Source organism: Rhodococcus sp. 105337 (assembly GCF_012844225.1).
GTDB lineage: Bacteria > Actinomycetota > Actinomycetes > Mycobacteriales > Mycobacteriaceae > Rhodococcus.
This window is the reverse complement of sequence record NZ_JABAGQ010000006.1, coordinates 202,600-218,565: the sequence shown is the minus strand read 5'-3', so window position 1 is coordinate 218,565 and position 15,966 is coordinate 202,600. Positions and strand designations below refer to the sequence as shown.

At 68.2% G+C, this 15,966-nt stretch carries 14 protein-coding genes; 13 read left to right on the top strand and 1 reads right to left on the bottom strand.

Annotated elements, in window-relative coordinates; translation table 11 throughout:
• Positions 1 to 3: 3 nt before the first annotated feature.
• From ftsY to trmD, 10 genes are all read left to right on the top strand, one after another.
• A complete protein-coding gene (gene ftsY, locus HF886_RS12435; protein ID WP_169652436.1) occupies positions 4 to 1,506 on the top strand; it encodes a signal recognition particle-docking protein FtsY in 1,503 nt (500 codons plus the stop codon).
• Positions 1,507 to 1,774: 268 nt separating this feature from the next.
• Positions 1,775 to 3,082, top strand: a complete 1,308-nt coding sequence (locus tag HF886_RS12430; protein WP_169620531.1) for an ammonium transporter — start codon at positions 1,775 to 1,777, stop codon at positions 3,080 to 3,082.
• 89 nt (positions 3,083 to 3,171) lie between these two features.
• Positions 3,172 to 3,510 (top strand): P-II family nitrogen regulator, encoded by a 339-nt coding sequence (locus tag HF886_RS12425; RefSeq protein ID WP_169620532.1) that lies wholly within the window; start codon positions 3,172 to 3,174, stop codon positions 3,508 to 3,510.
• Positions 3,500 to 6,013, top strand: a complete 2,514-nt coding sequence (locus tag HF886_RS12420; protein ID WP_169652435.1) for a [protein-PII] uridylyltransferase — start codon at positions 3,500 to 3,502, stop codon at positions 6,011 to 6,013. The genes HF886_RS12425 and HF886_RS12420 overlap by 11 nt, the downstream gene beginning before the upstream one ends.
• A 112-nt stretch (positions 6,014 to 6,125) precedes the next feature.
• Positions 6,126 to 7,694, top strand: a complete 1,569-nt coding sequence (ffh, locus tag HF886_RS12415; RefSeq protein ID WP_169652434.1) for a signal recognition particle protein — start codon at positions 6,126 to 6,128, stop codon at positions 7,692 to 7,694.
• 6 nt (positions 7,695 to 7,700) lie between these two features.
• On the top strand, positions 7,701 to 8,807 hold the full coding sequence (locus HF886_RS12410) for an amidohydrolase family protein (protein ID WP_169620535.1): 1,107 nt from the start codon (positions 7,701 to 7,703) through the stop codon (positions 8,805 to 8,807).
• 172 nt (positions 8,808 to 8,979) lie between these two features.
• Positions 8,980 to 9,414, top strand: a complete 435-nt coding sequence (gene rpsP, locus HF886_RS12405; RefSeq protein WP_169620536.1) for a 30S ribosomal protein S16 — start codon at positions 8,980 to 8,982, stop codon at positions 9,412 to 9,414.
• Positions 9,414 to 9,656 (top strand): RNA-binding protein, encoded by a 243-nt coding sequence (locus HF886_RS12400; RefSeq protein ID WP_072698641.1) that lies wholly within the window; start codon positions 9,414 to 9,416, stop codon positions 9,654 to 9,656. Before rpsP ends, HF886_RS12400 begins: the two co-directional genes overlap by 1 nt.
• 10 nt (positions 9,657 to 9,666) lie before the next feature.
• Positions 9,667 to 10,260, top strand: coding sequence for a ribosome maturation factor RimM (gene rimM / locus HF886_RS12395; protein ID WP_169620715.1), 594 nt, complete (start codon positions 9,667 to 9,669; stop codon positions 10,258 to 10,260).
• A 4-nt stretch (positions 10,261 to 10,264) separates the two neighbouring features.
• Complete coding sequence (gene trmD, locus HF886_RS12390) at positions 10,265 to 10,972, top strand: tRNA (guanosine(37)-N1)-methyltransferase TrmD (protein WP_169620537.1); 708 nt, start codon at positions 10,265 to 10,267, stop codon at positions 10,970 to 10,972.
• A 19-nt stretch (positions 10,973 to 10,991) separates the two neighbouring features.
• On the opposite strand, the gene HF886_RS12385 is transcribed toward trmD, so the two are convergent.
• A complete protein-coding gene (locus HF886_RS12385) occupies positions 10,992 to 12,008 on the bottom strand; it encodes a serine hydrolase (RefSeq protein WP_169652433.1) in 1,017 nt (338 codons plus the stop codon).
• 128 nt (positions 12,009 to 12,136) lie between these two features.
• Between HF886_RS12385 and HF886_RS12380 the strand changes: the two genes are divergently transcribed.
• The 3 genes from HF886_RS12380 (at position 12,137) to rplS (ending at position 15,947) form a co-directional block, all read left to right on the top strand.
• Positions 12,137 to 14,515, top strand: a complete 2,379-nt coding sequence (locus HF886_RS12380) for a Tex family protein (RefSeq protein ID WP_169652432.1) — start codon at positions 12,137 to 12,139, stop codon at positions 14,513 to 14,515.
• A gap of 97 nt (positions 14,516 to 14,612) precedes the next feature.
• The gene (locus tag HF886_RS12375) at positions 14,613 to 15,509 is read left to right on the top strand and encodes a hypothetical protein (RefSeq protein WP_206038754.1); all 897 of its coding nucleotides are present in this window, start codon (positions 14,613 to 14,615) and stop codon (positions 15,507 to 15,509) included.
• A gap of 96 nt (positions 15,510 to 15,605) precedes the next feature.
• Positions 15,606 to 15,947: a 50S ribosomal protein L19 gene (gene rplS, locus HF886_RS12370; protein ID WP_072698636.1), complete on the top strand. Its 342-nt coding sequence runs from the start codon at positions 15,606 to 15,608 to the stop codon at positions 15,945 to 15,947.
• Positions 15,948 to 15,966: the final 19 nt, after the last annotated feature.

Sequence of the window (15,966 nt, the reverse complement as noted above, 5' to 3'; positions counted from 1 at the left end):
GGCGTGAGTACCGGAGCTTGGATAATCATCGCGGCCGCCCTGGCGGTTGTTCTCGTTGCGCTCGTCGTCGGTCTGACGCTGTACCGGCGCCGACAGGTGTCGCTCCAGGTGAAGGACACGCCTGAGCTCGACGCCGCCGACACCAAGGACCGCTCCGGCGGTTACACGGCGCAGAGCGGGTTCAGTTTCACCCAGGGGCCCACCGCCACGGCGCCGCCGCAGCCTGTCGAGCGGCCGGTGCCCGACAAGGCGCCCGCACCGCCCACGGTGCCGTTGCCGGACGAGGTCACGGAGGCTCCGGCGCCGCCGACCACGCCGACCCCGCCGAAAACCGGTCCGGCCGAGCCCGCAGCAGCTCCCGAGACCGCTCCCGCACCTGAGACCGCTCCCGAGACCGCTCCCGAGACCGCTCCTGCACCCGAGACGGCGCCGGAGACCGTCGAACCCGAGGCAGTTCCCGAGACCACGGAGCCCGTCGAGCCCGTCGTCGTCACGCAGCCGACGACCGAGACGACCGTCGAGACGGACTTGGCGCCGGCACCGGTCGAGCCCGCTGCACCGGCCGCGCCCGACCTGGACGAGATCGACCCCACCGCCGGCCGGCTCGTGCGCCTGCGCGGGCGCCTCGCCCGCTCGCAGTCCGCGGTCGGCAAGAGCCTGCTCGGGCTGCTCGGCGGCGGCGACCTCGACGAGGACTCGTGGGAGGAGATCGAGGACACGCTGCTCGTCGCAGACCTCGGTGCCGCGACCACGACCAAGATCGTCGATCGTCTGCGTGAACAGATCGCACTGAACACGGTCCGTACCGAGGCGGAGGCGCGCGCCCTGCTCCGCAGCGTCCTCGTCGACGAGTTGCGACCCGAACTCGACCGTTCGATCCGCGCATTGCCGCACAAGGACCATCCGGCCGTGCTGCTCGTGGTGGGCGTCAACGGCACCGGAAAGACGACCACCACCGGCAAGCTCGCCCGCGTGCTCGTCGCCGACGGCCGCCGGGTGCTTCTCGGCGCCGCAGACACCTTCCGTGCCGCTGCGGCAGATCAGTTGCAGACCTGGGCGGAACGCGTGGGCGCCGAAGTGGTGCGCGGCAAGGATTCCGCCGACCCGGCCGCCGTCGCATTCGATGCGGTGGCGAAGGGGATCGAGAACGGTGTCGACGCGGTCCTGATCGACACCGCGGGGCGCCTGCACACCAAGATCGGCTTGATGGACGAACTCGGCAAGGTCAAGCGCGTCGTGGAGAAGAAGGCCGCGGTCGACGAGGTACTGCTCGTGCTCGACGCGACCATCGGCCAGAACGGTCTCATGCAGGCCCGGGTGTTCGCCGACGTCGTCGACATCACCGGTGTCGTCCTCACCAAGCTCGACGGCACCGCCAAGGGTGGCATCGTGTTCCAGGTTCAGCACGAGCTCGGTGTGCCGGTCAAGCTCGTCGGTCTCGGAGAGGGCGCGGACGACCTTGCGCCGTTCGAGCCGGAGGCATTCGTGGACGCTCTGCTCGGCTGACGGTCCCGCTGCGACACGCTCGATGTGGCCGCTTCCCTCGACAGAGGGGAGCGGCCACTCGCATGTCGTGCCACGCATGAATCGGACGAAATAGGCGAATACGCCGTGTGCGCGCCGTTGTTCTTCGCAGGCGAAACACAGACGAAACACAGTCCGGTTCGTCGTTCACACCTCCGAAACAGTGCGGCGCTTCCGATGAAACATGACGCCGCCAAGCTTTCCCTCGATGACGACGCGCCGTCCGGCGCGACCAACAGGGAGGTTGCAAGTGGAGGAAGTGGTGAACACCGGGGACGCAGCATGGATGCTGATGGCAGCGTCGCTCGTGCTGTTGATGACACCGGGCCTGGCGTTCTTCTACGGCGGAATGTCCCGGGCGAAATCTGTCCTGAACATGATGATGATGTCGTTCGGGGCGATGGCCGTGATCGGCGTCGTCTACGTCCTGTGGGGCTGGTCGATGTCCTACGGCTCGCAAGACATCGCCGGCATCTTCGCGAACCCGTTCCAGCACTTCGGTCTGCAGGGTGCGATCTATGACGAGAGCGGCGAGTTCCTGCCCGGTCTCGGAAACTACCCGCAGATCATCGACATCGGCTTCCAGGTGACCTTCGCGATCATCACCACCGCGCTGATCAGCGGTGCTCTGTCGGAGCGCGTCAAGTTCGGAACCTGGATGGCGTTCGCGGCGATCTGGGTCACCTGCGCCTACTTCCCGCTCGCCCACATGGTGTGGGGTGGCGGCCTGCTCTCCGGTTCGGAAGACGGCCTCGCGGCCAAGCTGTTCGGCACGTCGGACGACGGTGAAGGTGGGCTCGTTGCCACGGTCTCACCGATCGACTTCGCCGGTGGCACCGTGGTCCACATCAACGCCGGTGTCGCAGCCCTCGTGCTGGCGCTGGTGGTCGGCAAGCGCGCCGGCTTCGGACGCACCGCGTTCCGCCCGCACAACCTCCCGTTCGTCATGCTCGGCGCCGCCCTGCTGTGGTTCGGCTGGTTCGGCTTCAACGCCGGTTCGGCATTCGCCGCAGACGGAACCGCGGGTCTCGCCTGGGTCAACACCACCACCGCAACCGCCGCCGCGATCCTCGGCTGGCTCCTCACCGAACGACTGCGTGACGGCAAGGCCACCAGCCTCGGTGCCGCGTCGGGTGCCGTCGCCGGCCTGGTCGCCATCACTCCGGCAGCCGGCTCGCTGAGCCCGGTCGGCTCGATCGCCCTCGGTGTCATCGCCGGTGTGCTGTCCGCCCTGGCCGTCGGCCTGAAGTACAAGTTCGGCTACGACGACTCGCTCGACGTCGTCGGCGTGCACCTCGTCTCCGGCCTGTGGGGCACCGTCGCCATCGGGTTCCTGGGAACCGAGACCGGCCTGTTCTACGGCGGCGACTACAAGCAGCTCGTGGTCCAGATCGTCATCGCGGTCGTCGCCCTGGTGTTCACCGGTGTCGTCACGCTCGTGATCGCATACGCCCTCAAGCCGCTCGGCTGGCGTGTGACGGACGAGGAAGAAGCCCGCGGAATCGACGAAGCCGAGCATGCGGAATCCGCATACGACTTCGCCACCGCGTTGAAGTGAACGACTTCTCCAACGCACCGAAGTGATAAGAAGACCAAGACAGCGGGCAGTGATCGCAGTAGCCAGTGGGCACTGGGAAGGATGAGGATATGAAGCTGATCACGGCAATCATCAAGCCGTTCACGCTCGAGGATGTCAAAGCGGGTCTCGAACAGGCGGGCGTGCTCGGCATGACCGTCAGCGAGGTGCAGGGCTACGGGCGCCAGAAGGGTCACACCGAGGTGTACCGCGGCGCCGAGTACTCCGTCGATTTCGTGCCCAAGGTGCGCGTCGAGGTCGTCGTGGACGACTCGGCGGTCGAGAAGGTCGTCGAGACCATCGTCGAGGCTTCCCGCACCGGCAAGATCGGCGACGGCAAGGTGTGGATCACCCCCGTCGAGTCGGTGGTCCGAGTTCGTACCGGAGAACGAGGAACGGATGCACTCTGACCCCCACGGGTCCGGAACTCGAGGCCCTGGCCCCGCCGCTTCGGCGGCGGGACCGGGGCCCTCGGTGTCTTCGGGCCACAACACCGCACACTCCGGAGCGGCCGACCTCGCCGCCGCCCGCGATGCCCTCCTGGCCGGCACCTCCCGAAACCGGCGCCTCGATACGCCCGCACTCCGGCACGCACTGGTCGACCTGCACGAATTCTGGTTGACCACGAAGGGTGCCGAGCTCGGCATCAAGCACGACTGTGGATTCGCGATCGTCGCGGTGGGTGGTCTGGGCCGTCGCGAGATGCTGCCGTACTCGGATCTGGACCTGATCCTCCTTCACGACGACATGGACAGCGCCGTGGTGTCCCAGGTCGCCGACAAGCTCTGGTACCCGCTGTGGGACGCCCACATCAAACTCGACCACAGTGTGCGCACGGTCCCGCAGGCGCTGCAGGTGTTCTCCTCGGACCTCACGGCGGCGCTGGGGATGCTCGAAGCCCGGCACATCGCCGGTGACGTGGAGCTGAGCAACCTGCTGATCGGCGGGGTGCGGCGCCAGTGGCGTACCGGGATCCGCTCCCGCTTCGACGAACTGCTCGAGATGACAGAGACCCGATGGCGGCGCAGCGGGCAGATCGCGCACCGCGCCGAACCCGACCTCAAGAGCGGCCGCGGAGGGCTGCGGGACGTACAGCTGCTCAATGCCCTGTCCGTCGCGCAGCTCACCGACGGCATGCCGGGACTCGGTCCGGACGTGCCCGGTGGCGGTCTCGCCGCCGCGCACCGCCGGCTCCTCGACGTGCGTACCGAACTCCACCGCGTCGCGGCACGCGGCCGCGACCAGCTCCGTGCGCAGGATGCCGACGAGATCGGGGCGGCGCTCCGCATCGGCGACCGCTTCGACCTCGCGCGCGTGCTCACCGAATCCGCGCGAACAGTGAGCTATTCGGTGGACGTCGGGCTCCGGACCGCCGCGAACTCGCTTCCACGCAAGGGCCTGTCGAGGTTGCGGCGCGGACCGGTGCGCAGGCCACTCGACGAGGGCGTCGTCGAGCACGGGGGAGAGGTCGCTCTCGCGCGGGACGCACATCCGCGACGCGACCCGGGACTGATCACGCGGGTCGCTGCCGCCGCAGCGCAGTCCGGCCTGCCGATCTCCGCGGCCACCCTGACCAGGCTCGCGGACAACGCACCCGAACTCCGGGAACCGTGGCCGCGGGAAGCGCTCAACGACCTGCTCGTGCTGCTCGGTTCCGGGCGACGCGCAGTGGACGTGATCGAGTCGCTCGACCGGACGGGCCTGTGGGGCCGACTCCTACCCGAATGGGGTGCGGTGCGCGACCTGCCGCCGCGCGACGCCATCCACACGTGGACCGTCGACCGGCACCTCGTCGAAACCGCGGTGTATGCGAGCGAACTGACGACGCGCGTCGCACGCCCCGACCTGCTCGTGCTCGGCGCTCTCCTGCACGACATCGGCAAGGGAAGGGGCGGAGACCACAGCGTCGTCGGGGCCGAACTGGCCCAGCAGATCGGCAGGCGCATGGGACTGTGGCCGTCGGATCTCGGCATGCTCACCGCGATGGTGCGCCACCACCTGCTGCTGCCGCACACCGCGACCCGGCGCGACCTCGACGACCCGGAGACGGTGGCGTCGGTGGTCGAGGCGCTCGACGGTGACCCCGTCCTGCTCGAACTGCTCCACGCGCTCGCGGAAGCCGATTCACAGGCCACCGGACCCGGGGTGTGGGGTGACTGGAAGGCGTCGCTGATGCGGGAACTGGTGCGGCGGTGCCGCATGATGATGGCCGGTGAGGAGCTTCCCGTTCCCGACCCCATCGATCCGGAACTGGCGGCGCTGGCCGCGGAGGGCGCCACGCATGTCGCGCTCGATCCCCGCGAGGACGGCCGCAGCTACTCGGCCACCTTCATCGCTCCCGACGAACGAGGCGTGTTGTCGGACGAGGCGGGTGTCCTTGCCCTGCACGGACTCCGGGTGCTGTCCGCGTCGATCGGCAGCCATGCCGGCAGCACGGTCAACACCTTCGTGGTGGTGCCCCGATTCGGTGCACCACCGGAGGCGAGCCTGCTCCGGCAGGAACTCGGCCGAGCTCGATCCGGAGACCTGGACCTGCTCTCCGAACTCGACGCGAAAGACCGCGCCGCGCGGGAAGGCCGGACTCCGGAGCGGGCCGAGCACGCCGTGCCCGGCATGTACGCGCAGGCGCCACCGCGCCTGATCTGGTTCGACGCGTCCGAGCCCGGACAGGTGGTGCTCGAACTGCGCGCGGAGGACCGCCTCGGACTGTTGTGCCGGCTGGCCGATGTGTTCGAACGGGTCGGCGCCGATGTGCGCTGGGCGCGGGTGACCACGCTCGGCACGACCGTGGTCGACGCCTTCGGAGTGGACCTGACCGGGCTCGACACACGAGCGTCGCGTGAGCGCCTCGAGCGTGAGCTCCTCGCCGTCCTGCCTACGGCCGAGCCGAAGAAGCCCGCAACGGAGTCCTGAACGACCGTGATCCTGCCGGCTGGGTGGCCGCACTCGATGCTTGTGGATCGGGAGCGGCTACCCTGGTTCGCAGAATTGTCCGCATCTTCGTCATAGCCCAGGAGCGCATTCGGTGTTCGAATCCCTTTCCGACAGGTTGACAGGGGTCCTGAAGGACCTGCGGGGCAAGGGACGCCTGTCCGACGCAGACATCGACGCCACGTGCCGCGAGATCCGCCTCGCGCTTCTCGAGGCCGACGTCGCCCTTCCCGTTGTGCGCGAGTTCATCAAGAAGATCAAGGAACGCGCCAAGGGTGCCGAGGTGCACGGCGCGCTCAACCCCGCGCAGCAGGTCGTCAAGATCGTCAACGAGGAACTCGTCACGATCCTCGGCGGTGAGACGCGCCGGCTGCGCTTCGCGAAGACCCCTCCGACGGTCATCATGCTCGCCGGTCTGCAGGGTGCCGGTAAGACGACCCTCGCCGGCAAGCTGGCGAAGTGGCTGAAGGATCAGGGCCACACGCCACTGCTCGTCGCGTGCGACCTGCAGCGGCCCGGTGCCGTGACGCAGCTTCAGGTGGTCGGTGAACGCGCCGGGGTCTCGGTGTTCGCGCCCCACCCCGGAACGTCCATCGGCGGCGGCGAGAACGCTCTGGGCATCACGGCGGCAGACCCCGTCGCGGTGGCCGAGCAGGGCATCGCCGAGGCGAAGAGCAAGCAGTACGACGTCGTGATCGTCGACACCGCCGGTCGTCTCGGCATCGACGAGGAACTGATGGCTCAGGCCGCCGGGATCCGCGATGCGGTCGATCCCGACGAGGTGCTGTTCGTCCTCGACGCGATGATCGGCCAGGATGCCGTCAGCACCGCCGAGGCCTTCCGTGCCGGCGTCGGATTCAGTGGCGTCGTGCTGACCAAGCTGGACGGCGATGCCCGCGGTGGCGCCGCCCTGAGCGTCCGCGAACTGACCGGTCAGCCGATCATGTTCGCGTCGACCGGTGAGAAGCTCGAAGACTTCGACGTCTTCCACCCCGAGCGCATGGCGAGCCGGATCCTCGGCATGGGCGACGTGCTCACCCTCATCGAGCAGGCCGAGCAGGTCTTCGACGCCGAGCAGGCCGAAGCCACGGCCAACCGGATCGGTTCGGGAGAGCTCACGCTCGAGGACTTCCTCGACCAGATGATGGCCGTCCGCAAGATGGGGCCGATCGCAAACCTCTTGGGCATGCTGCCCGGCGCGGGCCAGATGAAGGACGCGCTGGCCAACGTCGACGAGAAGCAGCTCGACCGCATCCAGGCGATCATCCGCGGCATGACCCCGGCCGAGCGGGCGAACCCGAAGATCATCAACGGTTCGCGTCGTCTCCGTATCGCCAACGGTTCCGGCGTGAAGGTCTCCGACGTGAACCAGCTCGTCGACCGCTTCTTCGAAGCCCGCAAGATGATGACGGCGATGGCCGGCCAGATGGGCATGGGCTCTCGCAAGAACCAGCGGTCCAAGAAGGGCAAGAAGGGCAAGAAGGGCGGCCGCGGGCCCACTCCGCCGAAGGTGCGGGGCGGCTTGCCCGGCGGCTTCCCGGGCCTGCCCGGCGGACTTCCGGGTGGCATGCCGGATCTGTCGAAGATGCCGAAGGGTCTCGACGAGTTGCCGCCCGGCCTCGAGGGATTCGACCTCTCGCAGTTCAAGCTGCCGAAGAAGTAGCGACCGGTGGCAGGGGGGACCGCCGAGGCATTCGCGGTTCGGGGAAAGACGCTCGACGGTGAGCCCGTCGAACTGTGGGTCGGCTCGGACGGCATGTTCGCGTCCGAGCCGATTCCCGGCGCCGAGGTTGCGTCGACCGGCGGGTGGATCCTGCCCGGTCTCGTCGATGCCCACTGCCATGTCGGAATCCGCTACGGCGGCGGCATCGAAGACGCTGCCGGGGCCCTCGCGCAAGCGATCGTCGAGCGGGACGCGGGCGTCCTGTTGCTCCGCGACGCCGGGTCTCCCGCCGACACGCGCAGCTTCGACGACGATCCGGCCCTGCCGCGCATCGTCCGCGCCGGCCGTCACATCGCACTCCCGAAGCGGTATATCCGGGGTCTGCCGGTCGAACTGGACGACGAATCGCAACTTCCCGCGGAGGTGGTGAGGCAGGCGCGCGCCGGCGACGGCTGGGTCAAACTGATCGGCGACTGGATCGACCGGGGGAGCGGCGACCTGGCGCCGTTGTGGAGCGATGCCATCCTCGTCGAGGCGATCGCCGCGGCACACCGCGAGGGCGCCCGCGTCACCGCGCACGTGTTCGGTGAAGACGCGTTGCCGGGTCTGCTCGCCGCGGGGATCGACTGCATCGAGCACGGCACCGGCCTGACCGACGAGACGATCGCGACCATGGCGGCAGCGGGCACCGCGCTCGTCCCGACGCTGGTCAACATCGACAACTTCCCCGAAATCGCCGATTCCGCAACGCGTTTCCCAGTGTATGCCGCGCATATGCGGGATTTGCACGCCCGCGTCGCCGACACGATCGGCGCGGCCCACGACGCCGGGGTCCCCATCTATGCCGGCACGGACGCCGGTGGGCACGTCCGGCACGGCCGGATCGCGGACGAGATCGCCGCACTCGCCCGCGTGGGTCTCGGCCCGACCGAAGCGTTCGACGCGGCCGGGTCGGCGGCCCGGACGTGGCTCGGCCACCCCAGCCTCGAGCCGGGCACTCCGGCCGACTTCATCGTCTACACCGAGGACCCGCGCCGGGACCCCGCGGCAGCACGTCCGGATCTCGTCGTCCTCCGCGGTGCGGTCGTCACGCGGAGTGCGTCACTCGCGTGACCTCCGGTTTCGTCCTGGCTCGGCGATCTGGCAGAATGGACCGCTGTCGTCGCATCCGGTTACGTACCGCGCGGCGGTCACAGGTTAGAGGCAAAACCGGGCGTGCCAAAAGGGTGCGCCGTCCGAATTGCACGTGACATGCGCCTTGTGCGCTTCGAAGGAGAACTCAGCCATGGCTGTGAAGATCAAGCTCACCCGTCTCGGCAAGATTCGCAACCCGCAGTACCGCGTGGTCATCGCGGACTCGCGTACCCGTCGCAACGGCCGGGCGATCGAGACGATCGGCAAGTACCACCCCAAGGAAGAGCCGTCGCTGATCCAGATCGATTCGGAGCGCGCGCAGTACTGGCTGAGCGTCGGCGCACAGCCGACCGAGCCCGTCCTCAACCTTCTGAAGATCACCGGTGACTGGCAGAAGTTCAAGGGCCTGCCGGGCACCGAGGGCACCCTGAAGACCGCAGAGCCCAAGCCGTCCAAGCTCGAGCTGTTCCAGGCCGCTCTCGCGCAGGCCGAGAACGAGCCGGCCGCCGCAGCGACCACCCCGAAGAAGAAGAAGGCTGCCAAGGAAGAGGCCACCGAGGCCGAGTCCACCGAGGCCGCCGAGTAATGAGCACCGTGGTCGCCGACGCCGTCGAGCATCTTGTTCGTGGAATCGTCGCCAACCCCGATGACGTCCGCGTCGACCTGATCACAGGCCGACGGGGACGCACCGTCGAGGTTCACGTCAACCCCGACGATCTCGGCAAGGTGATCGGTCGTGGTGGGCGTACCGCCACCGCGCTGCGGACCCTCGTCACCGGCATCGGTGGCCGGGGCATTCGCGTCGACGTCGTCGACACCGACCGATAGGCGCATGCAGGTGGAGCTCGTGGTAGGCCGGGTGGCGAAGTCGCACGGCATCAAGGGTGAGGTGGTCGTCGAGGTTCGCACCGACGAACCCGAGGAGCGCTTTGCTGTGGGTGCGGTCCTGCGTGGCCGCAAACCCCGCGAGAAGAACCTGCAGGACTACACGGTAGAAGCCGCCCGGGAGCATTCCGGGCGGCTTCTGCTGCGCTTGACCGGGGTTGACGATCGCAGCACGGCGGACGCGCTGCGCGGAACCCTGTTCGTCGTCGACAGCGACGACCTGGGGCCGTCCGACGATCCCGACGAATTCTACGATCACGAACTCGAAGGGCTGTCGGTGCGCATCGTCGCCGGCCGTCCCGACGGCGGCACCGTGGTGGGCACCGTGCGCGAGGTGCTGCACACGGCCGCCGGTGAACTGCTCTCGCTCCGTCCCGTCGACGACGAGCGCGCGGAACTGCTGATCCCGTTCGTCACCGACATCGTGCCGACCGTGTCTCTCGCGGACGGTGTCATCGAGATCGATCCGCCCGAAGGTCTGCTCGACCCCGACTTCGGGGAGCCGCCTTCGAAGGCGTCACAGCGGAACAGCAAGGGAGACAGGTAGTTCCGTGCGACTCGATGTCGTCACCATCTTTCCCGAATATCTCGCACCGATGCGTGCAGCGCTCCTCGGCAAGGCCATCGACAAAGGCCTGATCTCCGTGGACATCCACAATCTCCGCGACTGGACGCACGACGTCCACAAGGCCGTCGACGACTCGCCGTACGGCGGGGGTCCCGGAATGGTCATGAAACCCACCGTCTGGGGGCCTGCCCTCGACGACGTGCTCGCCGGCCCCGACGGCGACACCGACCCCGACGTCCTGCTCGTCGTCCCCACCCCCGCGGGGCGGCCGTTCGACCAGGCCACCGCCCAGCGCTGGTCGCAGGAGAAGCGCATCGTCTTCGCGTGCGGCAGGTACGAAGGCATCGACCAACGTGTCTTCGACGACGCGGCCCGCCGCGTGCGCGTCGAGGAAGTGAGCATCGGGGACTACGTACTGATCGGCGGGGAAGTCGCGGTACTCGTCATGGTCGAGGCCGTCGTCAGGTTGCTCCCCGGCGTCCTCGGCAATCAGCAGTCGCACCAGGAAGATTCCTTCTCCGACGGACTCCTCGAGGGACCGAGCTATACGCGGCCCGCCAGTTGGCGTGGACTGGACGTACCGGCGGTGCTCCTCTCGGGCGACCACGCGAAGGTCGCCGCCTGGCGCCGGGAGCAATCGCTCGCCCGCACCCGGGAACGCCGGCCCGACCTGCTGCCCGACGAGAACTGACCGCTCTGCGCGCTGCCGCTCAGCGATCGGCGCTGCTGCCCAGTGCCGTCTCCACCGCCATCGACACCGTCTCGCGCGCATGCCGGGCGCTGCCGTCGTAGGTCACGTCGTAGAGCGCCGTATCCGGCAGGATTCCCGTGCCGAACTCGGGATCGCCCTCCTCGTAGGTGACCTCTTCCTGCGACGTCACGGCCACGACATACCGTTGGTCGTCGCCGAAGAAACCGGTGGACAGGTGCACCCACTCGCCGTCGAGGCAGCACATCCATCCCTGCTTGACCCCGAGATCGGTCATGCCCGGCAGGCCTTCGGGCAGACCGAACGTCTGGTCGTACCCGTCCGATCCTGTGGGTGTGAAATCGGTCAGATATCCGATGATCCGGGCGCGCGCCTCTTCGTCGAGCCCGCCGCGACCACCGAGCACATCGTCATACCAGGTGAGCAGGTCCGACGCCGTGGTCGTCGTGTTCCACCACCACGGTGAGAACGGCGGCGTGGTCCCGGTGAGGTTGTGCCGCTCCGCAACCCGCAAGACCATCTCCGAACCACCGTGCTGCGCCCACAGCAGATTCGCGGCCGTGTCGTCGGACGACCGGAGCATGTTCTCGATGAGGTCGTAGTCGTCCTCGGTGAGTGTCACTTCGCCGGTCGACTCGCGGAACAGCAGGTCGTCGGCGAGAAACAGTTTCACCACCGATGCGGTTTCCACGGGCTCGTCCACGCCGCCCACCGTGCGTGCGCCGGTGCTGCGATCCAGCACGGCGATGGTCATCCGGGCACCCCGGCGTTCCGCGAGGGTCGCTGCCGCTTCGATGCGGTCGGCGAGCGACTCCACGTCGAGTGAGGACGAGCCCATCTGCAAGGCGAGGTCCGCGAACCCGTCACCGTCGGTATCCGTGACACCCGGGTTCAGCGCGGCAAGCGCCGGCACGATCTCTTTCGACCCGTCGGACTGCGATCCACACGCCACTACCGTTGCTGCTGCGAGCAGCACCGTTGCGTACGACCGAGCACCGGTCCGGCGACCCCGATTCATCGTTTGCTCCTGTATGCCATTGTGCGGCGCGCAGCACCATGCGTCCACGCGTCCGTCGTCGACGCTCCGTCCGGAACCCGATGTGGCGCCCGGGGAGCTTCGCAAGGATAAATGTAGGGTCGATCGTCGTGACAACCGAACCCGACACCGTGATCCGGCGAATCGCCGACGAACTCGACGTCCGCGAACACCAGGTGGCTGCGGCGGTGGGATTGCTCGACGGCGGCGCGACCGTTCCGTTCGTCGCGCGCTACCGCAAGGAAGCGACCGGCGGACTCGACGATGCCCAGCTCCGCACCCTCGAAGAGCGACTGCGGTACCTGCGTGAACTCGACGAGCGCCGCACCGCGATCCTCGAATCGATCGAGGCCCAAGGCAAACTCGACGACGACCTGCGCGCCCAGATCCGCCTCGCGGACACCAAGGCCAGGCTCGAGGACATCTACCTGCCCTACAAGCCCAAGCGGCGCACGAAAGCGCAGATCGCGCGGGAAGCCGGCCACGAACCCGTCGCCGACGCCCTCTACTCGGACCCGAGCACCGATCCCGCCGGGTTCTCCGCAGAGCAACTCGACGGTGCACGTGCCATCCTCGTCGAGCGTTTCGCGGAGGACCCCGACCTCGTCGGTGAACTTCGCGAGGCGATGTGGAGCCGCGGTTGCATGAAAGCGGCCGTCCGCCCGGGCAAGGAGACCGACGGCGCGAAGTTCGCGGACTACTTCGAATTCTCCGAGCCGTTCACCCAGCTTCCGTCCCACCGCATCCTCGCGATGCTGCGTGGCGAAAAGGAAGAGGTGCTCTCCCTGACGCTCGTTCCCGATGCCGACGAGCCCGAGCCGGGGGAGCCGTCGTACTTCGAGGGCCGCATCGCCGCACGTTTCGGTATCGCCGACCGCGGCCGGGCCGCCGACCGCTGGTTGCTCGACACCGTGCGCTGGGCGTGGCGGACCCGCCTGCAGGTCTCGCTCGGTGTCGATCTCCGGATGCGGCTCAAGCAGTCCGCGGAGAAGGATGCCGTCGACGTCTTCGCGGCAAACCTCAAGGATCTTCTGCTCGCCGCACCCGCCGGGTCCCGTCCCACCATGGGCCTGGACCCCGGCTTCCGCACCGGCACCAAGGTCGCAGTGGTCGACGCCACCGGCAAGGTCGTCGACCATGCCACGATCTACCCGCACCAGCCCCACAACAAACGGGACCAGTCGCTGGCGACCCTCGCCCAACTCGTCGCGAGGCACGGCGTCGAACTGATCGCCATCGGTAACGGCACGGCGTCGCGGGAGACCGACGCGCTCGCCACCGAACTGATCGCGAAGCTCGGCACGCCCGGTCTCACGAAGATCGTGGTGTCCGAGGCGGGGGCCTCGGTGTACTCGGCCTCGGCGTACGCCTCACAGGAACTGCCCGACCTCGACGTGTCGATCCGCGGCGCGGTATCGATCGCCCGGCGCCTGCAGGATCCGCTCGCCGAACTGGTCAAGATCGATCCCAAGTCCATCGGCGTGGGGCAGTACCAGCACGACGTCTCGGAGACGATGCTCGCCCGGTCCCTCGGAGCGGTCGTCGAAGATGCGGTGAACGCGGTGGGGGTCGATGTCAACACTGCGTCGGTGCCGCTGCTCTCGCGCGTCTCGGGTGTCACGTCGTCGCTCGCCGAGAGCATCGTGGCGCACCGCGACCAGAACGGTCCCTTCCCCAGCCGCAGGGCGCTCAAGGACGTCGCGCGGCTCGGTCCCAAGGCGTTCGAGCAGTGCGCCGGATTCCTCCGCATTCCCAACGGTGAGGATCCGCTCGACGCGTCCGCCGTGCACCCCGAGGCCTACCCCGTGGTGCGACGGATCGCCGAACGCAGCGGGACGGCCGTGCGCGAACTGCTGGGCAACACCGCAACGCTCCGTACGGTGCGTCCGGACGACTTCGTCGACGACAAGTTCGGGCTGCCGACGGTCACCGACATCATCGGGGAACTCGAAAAGCCCGGTCGTGACCCCCGCCCGGAGTTCAAGACCGCCACCTTCGCGGTGGGCGTCGAGAAGGTGGGCGACCTGAAGCCGGGAATGGTGCTCGAAGGTGTCGTCACCAACGTCGCCGCATTCGGTGCGTTCGTCGACGTCGGAGTGCACCAGGACGGTCTGGTGCATGTGTCGGCGATGTCGCGCAGCTTCGTCAAGGATCCGCACGACGTCGTCAAGTCCGGCGAAGTGGTCAAGGTGAAGGTCCTCGAGGTCGACGTGCCGAGACAGCGCATCGCTCTGACTCTCCGCCTCGACGACGAACTGCCCTCGACCACGCCCGATGCGTCCGACGGGCGTCCGCCCCGGGGCGGCGCACGCCGCGGGGGACCGGCCGGCGGCCAGAGCCGGGGCAACACTCAGGGCCGGGGCGACAGCCAGACGCGGGGCAACGGACAGGGCGGCCGGAACCGCGACGGGCAGTCGGGCCGGCGCAGCGAAGCTCCGGCCGCCGGGTCCATGGCCGAGGCGCTGCGACGAGCCGGATTCGGGAAGTAGTTCGTATCCCGGTGCGGGGTCGCGTTGTTCCGCGGCGTGGCCCCGCACCTGCGATGCTGAGTTGTATGGAGTGGCTGCCGGTCGTGCGATGACCGGAATGATCGACTGGTTCCGCAGAGAAATCGTCGAGCAGGGGCGATTTCCGCTGCTGTGCTTCCTCATCGGTTTCGTGGTGGCCTTCTTGTTCATCCGGATGAGCGTGCGCATGATCCGCGCGAACGTGCGGTGGTGGCCCGGCAACATCAGTCCCGGCGGACACCATGTGCACCATGTGGTGTTCGGCGTGGTGACCATGGTGATCGCCGGTGGTGGCCTGATCGGCTTCTACGAGGACGGCAGCCTGGCGGCCGGGGTCGTCTTCGCGACGCTGTTCGGGATCGGCGCCGCGCTGACCCTGGACGAGTTCGCGCTGATCTTCTACCTCAACGACGTCTATTGGGACGAAGAAGGCCGCGTCTCGGTCGACGCGGTGTTCGTCGCGGTCGCGGTGACGGGCATGTTGCTCGTCGGGCTCCGGCCGCTGGACCTCGGGGACGCCGGCAATTTCGAGGACACCGGCGACCTGATCAGCCGCGGCCTGCTGGTGGTGGGTGCGGTGATCGACCTGCTGCTGGCGATGGTCGTCCTGTCCAAGGGGAAGATCTGGACGGGGCTGGTGGGCTTGTTCTTCGCTCCGCTGCTGTGGGTCGGTGCGCTCCGGTTGTCGCGTCCGGCGGCACCGTGGGCACGGGCGCGGTACGCACCCGACTCGCGCAAGATGGCTCGGTCGCTCGCCCGGGAGCGGAAAGTACGTCGCCCCGTCGTCCGGGCGAAGGTCGTCGTGCAGAACCTCGTGGCGGGGGCTCCGACACTCGAGACGGTGCGCGGGAGCGTGGAGAATTCGAAGGTCGTGGCCGAGGAGGTCCTCGACCGGGAGGTGCATCCCGCGCTGCCACCGCCGTCGATTTCGCCTCCAGCGGCGTCGTCTGGCACAATTGACGGGTTGCCCCGTTAGGGCACGCCTACCTGACCTGGGTATGAACCGGTCGAGCCCGCCTCACGGTGGTCGCCGCCAGGTTCCTCTGCTCGAGCGAAAAAGAGGATGTAACCGATGAACACCCTGGACTTTCTGGACGCAAAGTCGCTGCGCGACGACATCCCGGACTTCCGTCCCGGCGACACGCTCGACGTGCACGTCAAGGTTATCGAGGGCTCCAAGGAGCGCGTGCAGGTCTTCAAGGGCGTCGTGATCCGGCGTCAGGGCGGCGGCGTCCGCGAGACCTTCACCGTGCGCAAGGTGTCGTTCGGCGTCGGTGTCGAGCGCACCTTCCCGGTCCACAGCCCCAACATTGCGAAGATCGACGTCCTCACCCGCGGTGACGTGCGTCGCGCCAAGCTGTACTACCTGCGCGACCTGCGCGGCAAGGCTGCGAAGATCAAGGAAAAGCGCTGATCTCCACGCGCTGAACCAC

Excerpts from the sequence above, each read along its gene's own strand:
- HF886_RS12425 (WP_169620532.1), top strand. The coding sequence starts at position 3,172 with ATGAAGCTGATCACGGCAATCATCAAGCCGTTCACGCTCGAGGATGTC.
- HF886_RS12420 (WP_169652435.1), top strand. The coding sequence starts at position 3,500 with ATGCACTCTGACCCCCACGGGTCCGGAACTCGAGGCCCTGGCCCCGCC.
- rpsP (WP_169620536.1), top strand. The coding sequence starts at position 8,980 with ATGGCTGTGAAGATCAAGCTCACCCGTCTCGGCAAGATTCGCAACCCG.
- HF886_RS12400 (WP_072698641.1), top strand. The coding sequence starts at position 9,414 with ATGAGCACCGTGGTCGCCGACGCCGTCGAGCATCTTGTTCGTGGAATC.
- HF886_RS12385 (WP_169652433.1), bottom strand. The coding sequence starts at position 12,008 with ATGAATCGGGGTCGCCGGACCGGTGCTCGGTCGTACGCAACGGTGCTG.
- HF886_RS12375 (WP_206038754.1), top strand. The coding sequence starts at position 14,613 with ATGATCGACTGGTTCCGCAGAGAAATCGTCGAGCAGGGGCGATTTCCG.
- rplS (WP_072698636.1), top strand. The coding sequence starts at position 15,606 with ATGAACACCCTGGACTTTCTGGACGCAAAGTCGCTGCGCGACGACATC.